General features: G+C 67.9%; 10 protein-coding genes. 2 read left to right on the top strand and 8 right to left on the bottom strand.

Annotation, left to right across the window (positions count from 1 at the left end; genetic code table 11):
- Position 1 precedes the first annotated feature (1 nt).
- Complete coding sequence (locus CY652_RS19365; protein ID WP_102132336.1) at positions 2-3,256, bottom strand: efflux RND transporter permease subunit; 3,255 nt, start codon at positions 3,254-3,256, stop codon at positions 2-4.
- Positions 3,257-3,271: 15 nt separating this feature from the next.
- Positions 3,272-4,513: an efflux RND transporter periplasmic adaptor subunit gene (locus CY652_RS19360; RefSeq protein WP_102132335.1), complete on the bottom strand. Its 1,242-nt coding sequence runs from the start codon at positions 4,511-4,513 to the stop codon at positions 3,272-3,274.
- A gap of 458 nt (positions 4,514-4,971) precedes the next feature.
- On the opposite strand from CY652_RS19360, the gene CY652_RS19355 reads away from it, so the two are divergent.
- Entirely contained in the window at positions 4,972-5,664 is a 693-nt protein-coding gene (locus tag CY652_RS19355) for a TetR family transcriptional regulator (RefSeq protein WP_102132334.1), read from the top strand.
- A 112-nt stretch (positions 5,665-5,776) separates the two neighbouring features.
- On the opposite strand, the gene CY652_RS19350 is transcribed toward CY652_RS19355, so the two are convergent.
- From CY652_RS19350 to CY652_RS19325, 6 genes are all read right to left on the bottom strand, one after another.
- Positions 5,777-6,523, bottom strand: a complete 747-nt coding sequence (locus CY652_RS19350) for a CoxG family protein (protein ID WP_102132333.1) — start codon at positions 6,521-6,523, stop codon at positions 5,777-5,779.
- Between the two features lie 38 nt (positions 6,524-6,561).
- Complete coding sequence (locus CY652_RS19345) at positions 6,562-6,927, bottom strand: DUF427 domain-containing protein (RefSeq protein ID WP_102132332.1); 366 nt, start codon at positions 6,925-6,927, stop codon at positions 6,562-6,564.
- Positions 6,928-7,154: 227 nt separating this feature from the next.
- Positions 7,155-7,649 carry a carboxypeptidase-like regulatory domain-containing protein gene (locus CY652_RS19340; RefSeq protein WP_102132331.1) on the bottom strand — a complete coding sequence of 165 codons (495 nt, stop codon included), beginning with the start codon at positions 7,647-7,649 and terminating at the stop codon, positions 7,155-7,157.
- A 217-nt stretch (positions 7,650-7,866) separates the two neighbouring features.
- On the bottom strand, positions 7,867-9,357 hold the full coding sequence (locus CY652_RS19335; RefSeq protein ID WP_102132330.1) for a DegQ family serine endoprotease: 1,491 nt from the start codon (positions 9,355-9,357) through the stop codon (positions 7,867-7,869).
- Between the two features lie 171 nt (positions 9,358-9,528).
- Positions 9,529-10,830 carry an ATP-binding protein gene (locus tag CY652_RS19330; RefSeq protein WP_102132329.1) on the bottom strand — a complete coding sequence of 434 codons (1,302 nt, stop codon included), beginning with the start codon at positions 10,828-10,830 and terminating at the stop codon, positions 9,529-9,531.
- 16 nt (positions 10,831-10,846) lie between these two features.
- A complete protein-coding gene (locus CY652_RS19325; RefSeq protein WP_102132328.1) occupies positions 10,847-11,509 on the bottom strand; it encodes a response regulator in 663 nt (220 codons plus the stop codon).
- Between the two features lie 592 nt (positions 11,510-12,101).
- Here CY652_RS19325 and dacB point away from each other — a divergent pair.
- The gene (gene dacB, locus CY652_RS19320) at positions 12,102-13,778 is read left to right on the top strand and encodes a D-alanyl-D-alanine carboxypeptidase/D-alanyl-D-alanine endopeptidase (RefSeq protein WP_102132327.1); all 1,677 of its coding nucleotides are present in this window, start codon (positions 12,102-12,104) and stop codon (positions 13,776-13,778) included.
- Positions 13,779-13,883 lie beyond the last annotated feature (105 nt).

Genomic DNA, 13,883 nt, shown 5'->3' with positions numbered 1-13,883 from the left:
CTCAATGTCCTTCGTTGCCCGGGCCGCTGCCGCCGTTGTCGTTGCCGGCATCGCTACCGCCCGTACCGTGGTCGCCGTCCGTGCCGGCTTCTTCTCCGTCGTGCGCGTGATGTTCGTCGTAATGCGCCAGCGCCGCGTCCGGATCTTCCTTGTCGCCCGAGAACTTGCCGCGAATCACGACGAAGAACATCGGGATCATGAAGATCGCGAGGAACGTTGCGGTCAGCATCCCGCCGATCACGCCCGTACCGATCGCGTGCTGGCTCGCCGAGCCCGCGCCGTTGCTGATCGCGAGCGGCAGCACGCCGAGCACGAACGCCATCGAGGTCATCAGAATCGGCCTCAACCGCATTCGCGCCGCCTCGAGCGCGGCCTCGACCGGCCCCATCTTGCCGCCGATCTGCAGCTCGCGCGCGAATTCCACGATCAGAATCGCGTTCTTCGCCGACAGCCCCACCGTGGTCAGCAGGCCGACCTGGAAGAACACGTCGTTCTCGAGCCCGCGCAGCGTCACCGCGAGCAGCGCGCCGAGCACGCCGAGCGGCACGACCATGATGACCGCGAACGGAATCGACCAGCTCTCGTAGAGCGCCGCGAGACACAGGAACACGACGAGGATCGAGATGCCGTAGAGGATCGGCGCCTGCGAGCCCGACTGCAGCTCCTGGAACGACAACCCGGTCCATTCGTAGCCGATGCCGGGCGGCAGCTTCGCGGCGAGGGCCTCCATCTCGGTCATCGCCTGGCCGGTACTCTTGCCCGGCGCGGACTGACCCTGGATTTCGATCGACGAGATGCCGTTGTAGCGTTCGAGCTTCGGCGAGCCGTAGGTCCAGTGGCCCGACGCGAACGCGCTGAACGGCACCATCCCGCCAGAGCCGTTGCGCACGTACCAGACGTTCAGGTCGTTCGGGTTCATCCGGAACCGCGCGTCGGACTCCACGTACACCTGCTTGATCCGGCCGTCGACGTCGAGGAAGTTGTTCACGTACTGCGAAGCCCACGCGATCGAGAACGTCTGGTCGATGTCCGAGGGGCTGAGGCCAAGCGCCTCGGCCTTCTCGCGGTCGATGTCCACCTTGTATTCAGGCGTGTCGTTCAGGCCGTTCGGGCGCACGAGCGCGAGCACCGGATCCTTCGCCGCCATCCCGAGCAACTGGTTGCGCGCGGCCATCAGCGCATCGTGGCCGAGCCCCGCCTGATCCTCGAGTTCGAAGTCGAAGCCCGAGGCCGTGCCGAGTTCCGGAATCGACGGCGGATTCACCGGTATCACCATCGCGTCCTTGTAGTTCGCGTAATGCGCGAACACCCGGCCGACGAGCGCCGGCACCTTCTGGTCGGCGCGCTGGCGCACCGACCAGTCCTTCATCCGCACGAACACGAGGCCCGAGTTCTGGCCGCGGCCCGCGAAGCTGAAGCCGTTCACGGTGAACACCGCGTCGACGATGCTCTTCTCGTCGGTCAGCAGGTAGTTCGTGATGTTCTCGAGCGTACGCGCCGTGGTTTCCTGGGTCGAATTGGGCGGCGTCTGCACGATGATGAACATCGTGCCCTGGTCCTCGTCCGGCAGGAACGACTTGGGCAGGCGCACGAACAGCATGCCGACCGCGACGATCACCACGAGGTAGATCACGAGCCAGCGCCCGGAGCGCCGGATGACGTGATAAACGCCGTTGTGATACTTGTTGCGGCCCTTCTCGAAGGTCCGGTTGAACCAGCCGAAGAAGCCCTTCTTCGCCTCGTGGTGCCCCGGCGGAATCGGCTTGAGGATCGTCGCGCAGAGCGCCGGTGTCAGGATCAGCGCGACGAGCACCGAGAGCACCATCGCCGCCACGATCGTGAGCGAGAACTGCCGGTAGATGGCGCCGACCGCGCCGCCCGAAAGCGCCACCGGCACGAACACGGCCGAGAGCACGAGGGCCACGCCGACGAGCGCGCCGGTGATCTGGCCCATCGCCTTGCGGGTCGCGTCGCGCGGCGACAACCCGTCCTCGACCATCACCCGCTCGACGTTCTCGACCACCACGATCGCGTCGTCGACCAGCAGGCCGATGGCGAGCACGAGCCCGAACATCGACAGCGTGTTGATCGAGAAGCCGACCACCGCCATGACCGCGAACGTGCCGAGCAGCACGACCGGCACGGCGATGGTCGGAATCAGCGTCGCGCGCAGGTTCTGCAGGAACAGATACATCACGAGGAACACCAGCACGATGCCCTCGATCAGCGTCTTGATCACGTCCTCGATCGACAGGCGCACGAACGGCGTCGTGTCGTACGGGTATTTCACGACGAGACCGTGCGGGAAGTACTTCGAGAGCTGCTCGACCTTGGCCCGCACGAGTTCGGCGGTCTGCAGCGCGTTGGCGCCCGTGGCGAGCTGGATGCCGAGGCCGGCCGTCGGCGCGCCGCTGTACTTCGTATCGAAGTTGTAGTTTTCGCCGCCGAGCGCGATGCGCGCCACGTCCCTCAACCGCACCTGGGAACCGTCCGGATTCACCTTCAGCAGGATGTTACCGAACTGCTCGGGCGTGCGCAGCAGCGTCGCTTCCGTGATGGTCGCCTGCATCGACTGGCCCGCCACCGAAGGCGTGCCGCCAAGCTGGCCGCCCGCGACCTGGATGTTCTGCGCGGCGATCGCGTTGGAAACGTCGATCGGTGTTAGCTGATAGTTGTTCAGCTTGTTCGGGTCGAGCCAGATCCGCATCGCGTACTCGGTGCCGAACAGCGTCACGATACCCACGCCGTCCACGCGGCTCACCGGGTCTTCGACGTGCGAGGCCACGTAGTTCGCGAGGTCGTACTTGTTCATGCTGCCGTCTTCGGACACGAACGCGAGCACGAGCAGGAAGCTGTTGCTCGACTTCGAGACCTTGATGCCGAGCTGCTGCACGACCTGCGGCAGGATAGGCGTCGCGAGCTGCAGCTTGTTCTGGACCTGGACCTGCGCAATGTCGGGGTTGGTCCCCGCCGCGAACGTCAGCGTGATGACGGCCGTGCCGGTGTCGTCACTCGTCGACGACATGTAGAGCAGGTGGTCGATGCCGCTCATCTGCTGCTCGATCACCTGGGTCACGGTGTCTTCCACCGTCGAGGCCGAAGCGCCCGGGTAGGTAGCCGTGATCTGGATCGAAGGCGGTGCGATGGTCGGATACTGCGAGATCGGCAGCGTCATCACCGCCGCCGTGCCCGCGAGCATCAGAATGATGGCGATCACCCATGCAAAAATCGGGCGATCGATAAAGAACTTTGCCATGAAGCAGGCTCCCTGTTATTGCGCGGCGGAAGCGGCTGACGCAGCCGAAGCGCCCGATGCGGCCGGCGCCTGGGCGGCGCCCGTCGCGAGGTCGGCCGAGGGTGCCCCCGGCGGCGGCGGCGGCGGCAGTTGCGCGTCGACGGCCTTCACGGTCTGGCCCGGCTGAACCTTGAGCGTGCCCTGCACGATCACGCGGTCGCCCGGATTCAGGCCGCTGTCTACGACCCAATCCTGCCCATGCGTGGTCGACGTCACGACCGGGCGCAACTCGACCTTGTTGTCCGAATCGACCACGTACACGTTGGCGTCGCCCTTCTGGTCGTGCATGACGCCGACTTCCGGCACGAGGAACGCGTGATCGTTGACGCCTTCCTCGATGCGCGCGCGCACGAACATGCCCGGCAGCAGCACGCGGTGCGGGTTCGGGAAGATCGCGCGGATCGTCACGGAGCCCGTGGTCTGGTCCACGGTCACGTCGGTGAACTGCAGCTTGCCCGGCTCGGAATAGGTGCGGCCGTCCTCGAGGATCAGCGTGACCTTCGCCGCGTTCGGTCCGCTCGTCTGCACGCGGCCCTCTTCGATGTCGCGGCGCAGTTGCAGGCCCTGGAGGCTCGACTGCGTGAGGTCGACGTAGACGGGATCGAGCTGCTGCACCGTGGACATCAGCGTGGCGGCGCTCGCCTGCACGTAGGCGCCCGGCGTCACCTGCGAGATGCCGACCTGGCCCGTGATCGGCGAGAAGACGTCCGTATAGCCGAGGTTGATCTGCGCCGTGTCGACCGCGGCCTTGCCCGACGCGACGTCGGCGGCGGCCTCGTCTTCGGCGGCCACGGCGTTGTCGTAGTCCTGCTTGCTGACCGCGTTGGCGGCCACCAGCACCTTGTAGCGGCTGGCCTGTGCAGTGGTGGTCACGAGATTCGCCTGGGCCTTCGCGAGCGTCGCCCTGGCGCTATTGAGCGCGGCGATGTAGGGCGCCGGGTCGATCTTGTAGAGGCGCTGTCCCTCTTTCACGATCGAGCCTTCGACGAAGTCCCGGTTCAGCACGATGCCGTCCACGCGCGCCCGCACCTGGGCGACGAGGAACGCGCTGGTGCGGCCCGGCAGTTCGGTGACGACCGGCACTGAACCCGGCTGGACGGTAACGACGCCCACTTCGGGGACCTGCGGAGGGGCCGACTGCTGTTGTCCGCATGCTGCGAGCATTACGGCAGCCGTCGCGACACTGATTAGGCGAAATGGAACCCGTTCGACGCGCATGGAGCGACCTCTGTCTATGACTGACAATTAAAAAAGCGGGCGTCCCGACTCGCACGGGACGCCGACGCACGCCATATCTGGCAACTCATGGGGTGGATAGCCCTGGGCACACATGACGGCGCGGACCCGACCGCGCCCTGCCCAGGCAACACAGCGGCGCGCCGCCCTGCACGGGCGAGCACCTGAGGTTTCCTGGAACCACTGCGACCAGAGCGGATATTAACGGAATTAACCGGAGGGTTCAGGCGAGCTATCCAGCCGATACGGTGCTATTATAGATACATTCACGAATGAATGTTAAGGAACGATCGTACGCTTACGGAGCCTTCCGGGCGTCAAATCGATCCCCGATCCTGGCAAGACCGACAGATCGTTGCCGCCCGCCTGGAAGCGCTGCAGCAAACGCGGCGCACCAACCGCAGCAGACATACGGCCCGTTTCATCGCAGAACCACTGATATGGTCCGACGCACAAAAGAGGAAGCGCAGGAGACGCGCAACCGTATCCTCGACGCCGCCGAGCACGTCTTTTTCGACAAGGGCGTCTCGCGCACGTCGCTCTCCGACATCGCGCAGGCGGCCGGCGTCACGCGCGGCGCGATCTACTGGCATTTCGACAACAAGGGCGACCTCTTCACGGCCATGTTCGACCGCGTGCTCCTGCCGCTCGACGAACTGAAAACCGCCTCGCTCGACCCCGACGAACCCGACCCGCTCGGGCGCGTCAAGGCGCTCTGCACGCTGTGCCTGCGCAATACCGCCACCGACGCGCGGCGCCGGCGCGTATTCGACATCCTGTTTCTGAAGTGCGAATTCGTCGAGGAGATGGGGCCCGTCATGGCCCGGCATCAAACCACGCTGCGCGAGGGGATCGCGAGCATCGACGGCGGGTTGCGCAACGCGGTGTCGAAGGGCCAGTTGCCGGCCGATCTCGATACGGCGCGCGCGGCCCGGATGGTGCACGCGTTCATCGGCGGATCGCTGCGCGAGATGGCGGTCCTGCCCGATCTGTTCGACATTGCCGCCAATGGAGAGAAGGCCGTCGAGGCGCTGCTCGACGCGTTGCGCCTGAGCCCGGCGCTGCGCATGAGCGCCTTCTGCGGGTCCGGCCCGCGCCCCGCGCCGCCGCCGGGCTCTCACCCGGCCGGATAGGGTGCCATAGGTGCCGCGAGTCGTGGCCGGCGGATGGGCCACAGCAAAATTGCGACAAAAAGCCGCACGCAGACCGCACGAAAACACCGCCCGCAGGCGCGAGCCGGTCAGCTCAGTTGCCGGCGAACCGGCGCGCCACATAGAGAAGCAACGCGAAAAAGATGATCATTACGGCCCACGCCCAGTTCGGGACCGCGTGCTGGCCCGGGTCGTGACGCAGCGTGCCCGCCGCGCGCCCGCTCAGCGTGCCGCCGTATTGCGGCAGCAGATGCGCGCGCCGAGCCAGGCCCGCGAGGCTGCCCGGCCGCAGGAACACGTGCTGGCGCCGGCGCGGCGCGCCGTCCGGCCGGCGGTTCGGCCCCTGCCCGTGGCGGGCCGCGACGACCGCGCAAAACTCGGTGAAGAAATCGTCGGCCAGCTCGTGCAGCGCGTTCTCGAGCTGACGCGGCGGCAGCTCGGCGAGCGGCCCGGTCAGCGTCGCCCATACCGAATAGTCGATGCGCGTGCTTGTCGCTTTCGCGGGATCCGGACGCATCGCATGGACCTCGGGACGTAGCGCCACGTCGATCTGCCCGCGCAGCGAGCCGAGGCCGTCCGCCCGGGCGCGGAAACTCAGCATCCGGCGCGGCGCGAGCGGCTCGTCGACACTATCGTCGTCCCGCGCGATGTGAGCACGCACTTCGTAACGAGCCCGCAGCGGTCCGAGCGGTACGGTCAGCGTCAGCGCGTATTCGCCTTCGGCCAGCCGGCGGAACGACTCGCAGTTGTCGAGGCTCGCGCGCACCAGCGCGACGTCCTGCAACGCCTCCCGAACGGCGGACGGCGCAAGCGGAATCCGTAATGCGTCGTTCAGTTCCATGGCGGCTTTCCCATTGGGCGCTCGGACGGGCAGGCGAATCACGATGTCTCGTCGATGCGGTCGATGCGCGACACGTAGAAAGCCAGATAGCCGCGAATGCGCCGGACGTCGTCCGGAGGCGTCTCGTAGCTCCAGGCCGCGTTCTCGATGCGGCCGGTTTCGGTGCGCAGATGGAAGTAGGAAGCATGGCCCTTGTACGGGCAATGCGAAGTGTGGTCGGAGCGTTCGAGCCGGGCCATGTTCACGTCGGCGCGCGGCAAATACTGCACGTCCGGCAGGCCCGTTTCGGATAGCGTCAGCGCGTCCCGCGTATCGGCGACCGTGATACCGCCGTGGATCACGCGTACCCGGCGGCGATTGACGGCGATGTCGATGCGATGGCCGGCGTCGGGTTCGACCGCCATGTTCGGCTCCCTGTCTGGTCCGCGTCGCCGGCCGTGGCGGCGACGCCCGTTGGCGCGACGACGCCGCACCTGTCGTTTCCGCGGGCAAGCTCTGGCTTTGCCGGCCGCGCGAGATCCCTGAAACCGCACCCGATGGCCGAAAAAAAGCCACGGCACGTGTCCGTGGCTCAATTATGGGCGAAACTCAGGTCGCCTGCGCAATCTTCATCGGCGAAACAACGGGGCGTTTACTGGCTTGCCCACGTAAATGCCGCGTGCGCGGTGCCCGCCGACTTCACCGTCACCGGAACCGTTTTCTCCGTGCCGTTATAGCTGGCGTGGACGACGTATCGGCCCGGACTCAGCCCGACGAGCATATAGGGACCGCGCGACGTCGCGTCGAACACGTGTCCGTCCTGGGTGTCGGAGATCCGCACGTGCACGTCGGCCAGATAGTCCGAGCCCTGGCCCGTGAAGCGCAGGGCGAGCGGCCAATGGCTTTCGGCCTGGCGCAGCGCCTGCGACTCGTCGAGCCCCACGCCGCCCGACACGTAGGCGATCATGCCCTGATGCTGCACCTGCGGCATCCCGCTGCCGTTGGCATTGCCGGCGCTCGTGTTGTCGGTCGTCGAACCGCCGACGGCCGTGCCCGACTGCGCCATCGCGGCGCCGACGCCGCCGAACGCCAGCAACGCCGCCAGCACGGCGGAAACGAAACGTCGAGTGGGTTGCATGGTATTCATTCTGGTCGCTCCTTACGGGTTTCCCACCCCAATGGCCGCGCAATCTGCATGCCCGGCCGGTCAGACGAATGGTCGTGATCGTTATGTTGTCCGGAAGCGAAGCGGGTGACGGCCGGTAGAAGCGTCGGCGCGCTCCGCGCAGAATGCCCGGCCTTCGGCGCGACCGGACCCGACCGGTCCGGACGACGGGAGCGGCCGTCCGTCCGGACCGCGCCCGTCAGCCCAGATCCACGGGCACGAAGATCTGCGCGTCGTCGCGCTGGATCAGCAGCGCGATGCTGTTGCCCGCCTGCGCCACCATCTGCGCGAGTTGCTGGGCGCTCGAGACCGGGCGGCCGTTCACGGCGAGAATCACGTCGCCGGGCTGGATGCCCGCGTTTTCGGCCGCGCCGCTCGACTGCTCGACGTACAACCCGTGCGTCAGCGACGAGTTGCTCTTCTCCTGCGGCGTCAGCGGCCGCACCGCGACGCCGAGGCGGCCCTGCATCTGCGCCGGCGTGTTGCCGTTCGACGCCTCGGTCGTGTCGCTGAGCTGGCCGATCGTCACGCCCACGTCCTTCTTCGCCTTGTCGCGCCAGATCTGCACGTCCGCCTTGGTGCCCGGCTTCATGCCCGCGATCAGCGAGGGCAGATCCGTCGAGTCGTCGATGGCCTGGCCGTTCACGGCGAGAATCACGTCGCCGGGCTGCAAGCCGGCCTTCGCGGCCGGGCCGCCCGGATCGACCGAGCTCACGAGCGCGCCGTCGGGCGTGGCCATGCCGAACGAGTCGGCGAGCGTCTGGTTCATCGACTGCACCGCGACACCGAGACGCCCGCGGCTCACGTGGCCGGTCTTGACGATATCGTCCTTGACCTTCATCGCCTCGTCGATCGGGATCGCGAACGACAGGCCCTGGAAGCCGCCCGTCTGCGAGTAGATCATCGAGTTGATGCCGATCACCTCGCCCTCCAGGTTGAAGAGCGGGCCGCCCGAATTGCCGGGATTCACCGGCACGTCGGTCTGGATGAACGGCGTGTAGTTCTCGTCGGGCAGCGAGCGCGACTTCGCGCTGATGATGCCCGAGGTCACCGTATTGTCGAAACCGTAGGGCGAACCGATCGCGACGACCCACTGGCCGACCTTGCTCTGGCGCGGATCGCCGATCTTCACGACCGGCAGGTTCTTCGCGTCGATTTTCAGCACGGCGACGTCGGACTGCTTGTCGGAGCCCACCACGCGCGCGCGGTATTCGCGCTTGTCGGTCAGCTTCACGGTGATGACGTTCGCGCCGTCGATGACGTGGGCGTTCGTCAGGATGTAGCCGTCCGGGCTGATGATGAAGCCCGAGCCGAGGCTCGTGCTCGGTTCGTCGGAATCGCCGCCGCCGTCTCCGCCGTCGCCGGGAATGTTGCCGTAGAAATGCTTGAAGAACTGGTAGAACGGATCGCTCGGGTCGATCGGCAGTTGCTGCTCGCCGCCGCGCTCGGCCGACTGTTTGACGATGTGCCGCGCGCTGATGTTGACGACGGCCGGACCGTAGGTTTCGACGAGGCCCGAGAAATCGGGAATCCCGGTCTTCGCCGCGGCTTCGGCGGGCATCATGGCGGCCTGCGCAGGCGTGATGACCTGCGGCGGCGGCACGTTGCGACGTCCGGCCACGTACCCTGCCGACAACGCGACGGCGACGGCAATGGCCACTGCACTGCGGGTAAATACTTTTGCGTTCATTGCGAACTCCTCTCGGCGTCATTGCCTTGATGATGTGCAAAGCCTACGCGGCATCGCTTAAAACAGTCTTAAAGGGCTTCGCGCAAGGCCCCGCGCGCGAAAAGCCGCAAAAAACGGCGTCCCGCGCAAACGCCGCGGACCGCTTCCGGCGGCCCCCTTGTCGTCACTGCGTCAGAACCGGACTTCGACCTGCAGGCCGCCCGCGGCCGAATCGTCGAGACCGATCCGCGCGTCGTGCTGATCCGCGACGCGCCGCACGATCGCGAGGCCGAGACCGCTGCCCGTCACGTCGGTGCGCGCGCGCGTCGCGCCCGAGCCGACGCGATAAAAACGGTCGAACACGCGCGCGCGCTCTTCCACCGGAATGCCCGGACCGCTGTCGGCGATCCGCACGACGGGGTGTCCGTCCTCCTCGCGCAGGCTCACGTCCACGCGACCGCCGCCGGGCGTGTACTTGGTCGCGTTGTCGAGCAGATTGCTGAACATCACGCGCAGCGCGTCGGCGTCGCCCTGCACCGTCGCGCTCGCGCTCTCCTCGATGCCGAGATCGACGCCGCGCTGCTGCGCGAGCGGCGCGTAGGTCGCCACGCAGTCGTCGAGCAGCGCGTGCAGATCGACGGGCTGCGCGCGCCGCTGGCCGTCGGGCTCCGAGCGCGCGAGCGCGAGCAACTGGCCGGCGAGACGCGTGGCGCGCGTAACGCCCGCCTGGAGGTCGGCGAGCGCCTCGCGGCGCGTGTCCTCGTCCTTCGCCCGCGCGACGAGCTGCGCCTGGATCTGCACGGCCGCGAGCGGCGTGCGCAGTTCGTGGGCGGCGTCGGCGACGAACGCCTTCTGCGTGTCGAGCGCCTTGTCGAGCCGCTCCAGCAGCGCGTTCAGCGCATGCACGAGCGGCATGACCTCGCGCGGCAGGCGCCGCTCGGGCAGCGGATCGAGCGCTTCCGGATGGCGCGTGTCGAGCGCGCGCGCGAGCCGCGCGAGCGGCACGAAACCGCGGCCCACGACCACCCAGATCGCGAGGCCGAGAAACGGCAGCAGCACGATGAGCGGCCACAGCGTGCGCAGCGCGACGTTCGCGGCGAGCCGGTTGCGCACCGACACCGGCTGCGCGAGCTGCACGACGTTGTCGCCGACGATCGCGCCGTACACGCGCCAGTCGCCGCGATCGGTGCGTTCGGTCGAGAAGCCGAGCTCGGCGCGCGGCGCGAGCGGCGCGCGCGGATGCGAGTAGTACATCAGCATGCCGTTGCGACTCCATATCTGCAGCACGATGCCCTCGTTGCCCGTGTCGCGCGAGCTGAGAATCTGCGAGAACGGCTCGGACGGCAGCGCCGCCGCGATTTCCTGAAGCTGATAGTCGAACAGCTCGTTCGCCTCGGCCAGCGCCTGCCGGTAGATCAACCAGCCCGCGAGCCCCACGCCCGCCACCACGAGCGCGAGCAGCGAGAACAGCAATTGTCTTCGAATCGAGCGCATCGGCCGTGGATTCTCCTCAGGCTTGCCTGGCGATCATGTAGCCGAGTCCGCGCACATTGCGAATCAGGTCGGCGCCGAGCTTCTTGCGCAGCGCGTGGATGTACACCTCGACGGTGTTGCTGCCGATCTCCTCGCCCCAGCCGTACATCTTTTCCTCGAGCTGGCTCTTCGAGAGCACGGCGCCCGGACGCGCGAGCAGCGCCTCGAGCAGCGCGAACTCGCGCGCCGACAGCGCGACGGGCACGCCGTCGAGCGTCACCTGGTGCGAGGCCGGGTCGAGCGTGAGCGCGCCGTGACGGATGGTCGATTCGCTGCGGCCCATCTGGCGGCGGATCAACGCCCGGATCCGCGCGCCGAGCTCGTCGAGGTCGAAGGGCTTGACGAGGTAATCGTCGGCGCCCGCGTCGAGGCCTTTCACGCGCTCGGCCACGGCGTCGCGCGCGGTGACGATCAGCACCGGCAGCGCATGGCCGCGCGCGCGCAGCGTGCGCAGCACGTCGAGGCCGTCGCGCTTCGGCAAACCGAGGTCGAGCAGCACGAGATCGTACGGCTCGCCCATCGCGGCCGAGAGCGCCGCCTCGCCATCCTCGACCCAGTCGACCGCGAAGCCTTCGCCGCGCAGTGCCTTGCGCACGCCCTCGGCAATCATGCGATCGTCTTCGACCAGTAGTATGCGCATGGCGGCGTAAACGTCCGTAACGGTTTGTCGGGGTTTTTCGGGTTTGTCGATACCCACGCGCATTCTAGCGTCCCGGCCGGCCGGATGCCGGGGCGGTATGCGCCGTTTTCTCCGCCGGGCGTTTTGCCGCTCCCTGCCGTTGGCCCGGATTTCCCGGGCGGCTCCCGCCGCCGCTTCGTCGCGGGTTTCGTCGCCCCTTGCCGTTGCCCCGGGTTTTGCCTTGCGACCGGCTTTCCGTTACCGCCCCGGCGTCGCCGCGCAACCGGCTTCCGGGCCCCGTTCGCGCCCCCCAGCCCTTCATGCAGCCTTCGCACACCCTTCATCCGCCCTTCCGCGCGCGCGACGGGCAAACTTTTGCCGCACGCAGCACGCAAACGCCACGCCAGGTCTTTTACAATGTGCGCTTTTGCAGCGGGCGCCGGCCGATCCGCCTCGCCGATCCGGCAGATGGCGCGGTCACGACGTTCGCCGCGACGCATCCGTGTCCGCGCGCTGCAAACCGGCTCGCACACGATTTCCGGCAGGCAGGTCTGCCCGCACGGCCTCATGTGCTCCCCTGAATTCCGCCCGATTTCGCCAACCCGCCTTTTTCATGCTGCCTCCCCTGCCCGCCTCGCTCAACCCGCTTCCCTTCTTCCGCTCCCTGCTGCGTACGTCCGCCTCCCGCACCGCGTCGCCCGCCCGCTCGCGCCGCGCGCCGCCCGCGCTGACGCGCGCCTGCGCCGCCGTGCTCGCGACCTGCGCGCTGGCGAGCGTCCAGCCCGCCTTCGCGCAGCCCGCCGTCGGGGAGCCCAGCGACGTCGGGCGGGAGCCGGCAATCAACGTCACGACCGTGCTGCCGCCGTCGGTCATGGCCGGGCTCGCCGAGGCGCACGTGCCGCTGTCGTCGTTCAGCGCGGTCATCGAGAAGATCGGCGACCGGCAGCCGAGCCTCGCCGTCAACGCGGGCCAGCCGATGAAGCCCGCCTCGACGATGAAGCTCGTCACGACCTACACCGGGCTCTCGCTGCTCGGCCCCGACTACCGCTGGCGCACGAGCGCCTATACGACGGGCCAGGTCGACGCCGCCGGCGTGCTGCACGGCGATCTCTACATCAAGGGCACCGGCGATCCGAAGCTCGTGCCCGAGCAGCTCGTCGACCTCGTGCAGAAAATCCGCGCGGCCGGCATCAGCCGCATCGACGGCGCGCTCGTGCTCGACAAGAGCGAGTTCGATCCGTCCACGCGCGACCTGCCGCCGTTCGACGGCGACGCGAGCGCACCCTACAACGTCGGCCCCGATCCGCTGCTCTACGCCTACAAGTCGCTCGTCATCACGACGACGCCCTCGCGCACGGGCGTCGAGATCAACGTCCTGCCGCCGCTCGCGCAGTTGCGCATCGACAACCGGCTGCGCCTGCGCGGCGGCGCCTGCACCGGCGTCGATCTCACGCCGCAGATCACGCACGACCCGGACGGCGCCATCACGGCGACCTTCAGCGGCCCCTATCCGATTCGCTGCGGCGAGCGCGGCGTCAACATGGCCGCACCGCTCACCCATTCCGAATTCTTCGCGGGCGGCTTCCTCGCTCTCTGGCAGCAGGCGGGCGGCAGCTTCGGCGGCACGGTCCGCGAGGGCGTGGTGCCGCCCGACGCGCACCTCGTGGCCGTTCACGAAAGCCCGCCGCTCGCGGACGTGGTGCACGAGATCAACAAGCTCAGCAACAACACGATGGCGCGCAACCTGTTCCTCACGCTCGGCGCGGTGGAAGGCAAGCCGCCGTCGACGCCCGACAAGGCCGCCGACGTGGTCCGGGCGTTCCTGCACCGCAGCGGCATCGACATGCCCGAGCTCATCCTCCAGAACGGCTGCGGCCTCTCGGACGTAGAGCGCGTCAGCGCGCTTTCGCTCGCCAACCTGCTGCAGGCCGCGAACGCGAGCCCGGTCGCGCAGCCGTTCATCGATTCGCTGCCCGTGCCGGGCGTGGACGGCACGATGCGCCACCGCCTCGTCAACGAGCCGATCGAGGGCAAGGCGCACATCAAGACCGGCACGCTGCGCGACGTGCGCGCGGTCGCCGGCTACGTCGCGGCGGCCAACGGCGAGACCTACGTCGTGGTCAGCATCATCAACGGCCCGCACGCCGAGGCCGCGCGCGCCGCGCACGACTCGCTGCTCGAGTGGGTGTATCAGGGCATGCCGGAAGAGCGGCCCGTGACGGTCGAAGCGCATCCGAAGCGCGTGCCCCATCGCTGGCGCCGGCGGCCGCACCCGCGCGTCACGCACTGAACGCGCGAAGCGCACTTGGGGCGCCTGGTAGGCGCCACATGTGCGCCGACGAAAAAGCCCGGCTCTTTCGAGCCGGGCTTTTTTTCGATCTTCCGCTTGCCGGAT

The sequence above is a fragment of the Burkholderia sp. WAC0059 genome, from assembly GCF_002870125.1.
Classification (GTDB): Bacteria; Pseudomonadota; Gammaproteobacteria; order Burkholderiales; family Burkholderiaceae; genus Paraburkholderia.
The sequence above is the reverse complement of the archived record's forward strand: the minus strand, read 5'-3'. Positions and strand labels throughout refer to the sequence as shown.

Excerpts from the sequence above, each read along its gene's own strand:
- CY652_RS19335 (WP_102132330.1), bottom strand. The coding sequence starts at position 9,357 with ATGAACGCAAAAGTATTTACCCGCAGTGCAGTGGCCATTGCCGTCGCC.
- CY652_RS19330 (WP_102132329.1), bottom strand. The coding sequence starts at position 10,830 with ATGCGCTCGATTCGAAGACAATTGCTGTTCTCGCTGCTCGCGCTCGTG.
- CY652_RS19365 (WP_102132336.1), bottom strand. The coding sequence starts at position 3,256 with ATGGCAAAGTTCTTTATCGATCGCCCGATTTTTGCATGGGTGATCGCC.
- CY652_RS19325 (WP_102132328.1), bottom strand. The coding sequence starts at position 11,509 with ATGCGCATACTACTGGTCGAAGACGATCGCATGATTGCCGAGGGCGTG.
- CY652_RS19360 (WP_102132335.1), bottom strand. The coding sequence starts at position 4,513 with ATGCGCGTCGAACGGGTTCCATTTCGCCTAATCAGTGTCGCGACGGCT.
- dacB (WP_102132327.1), top strand. The coding sequence starts at position 12,102 with ATGCTGCCTCCCCTGCCCGCCTCGCTCAACCCGCTTCCCTTCTTCCGC.
- CY652_RS19350 (WP_102132333.1), bottom strand. The coding sequence starts at position 6,523 with ATGGAACTGAACGACGCATTACGGATTCCGCTTGCGCCGTCCGCCGTT.
- CY652_RS19345 (WP_102132332.1), bottom strand. The coding sequence starts at position 6,927 with ATGGCGGTCGAACCCGACGCCGGCCATCGCATCGACATCGCCGTCAAT.
- CY652_RS19340 (WP_102132331.1), bottom strand. The coding sequence starts at position 7,649 with ATGAATACCATGCAACCCACTCGACGTTTCGTTTCCGCCGTGCTGGCG.
- CY652_RS19355 (WP_102132334.1), top strand. The coding sequence starts at position 4,972 with ATGGTCCGACGCACAAAAGAGGAAGCGCAGGAGACGCGCAACCGTATC.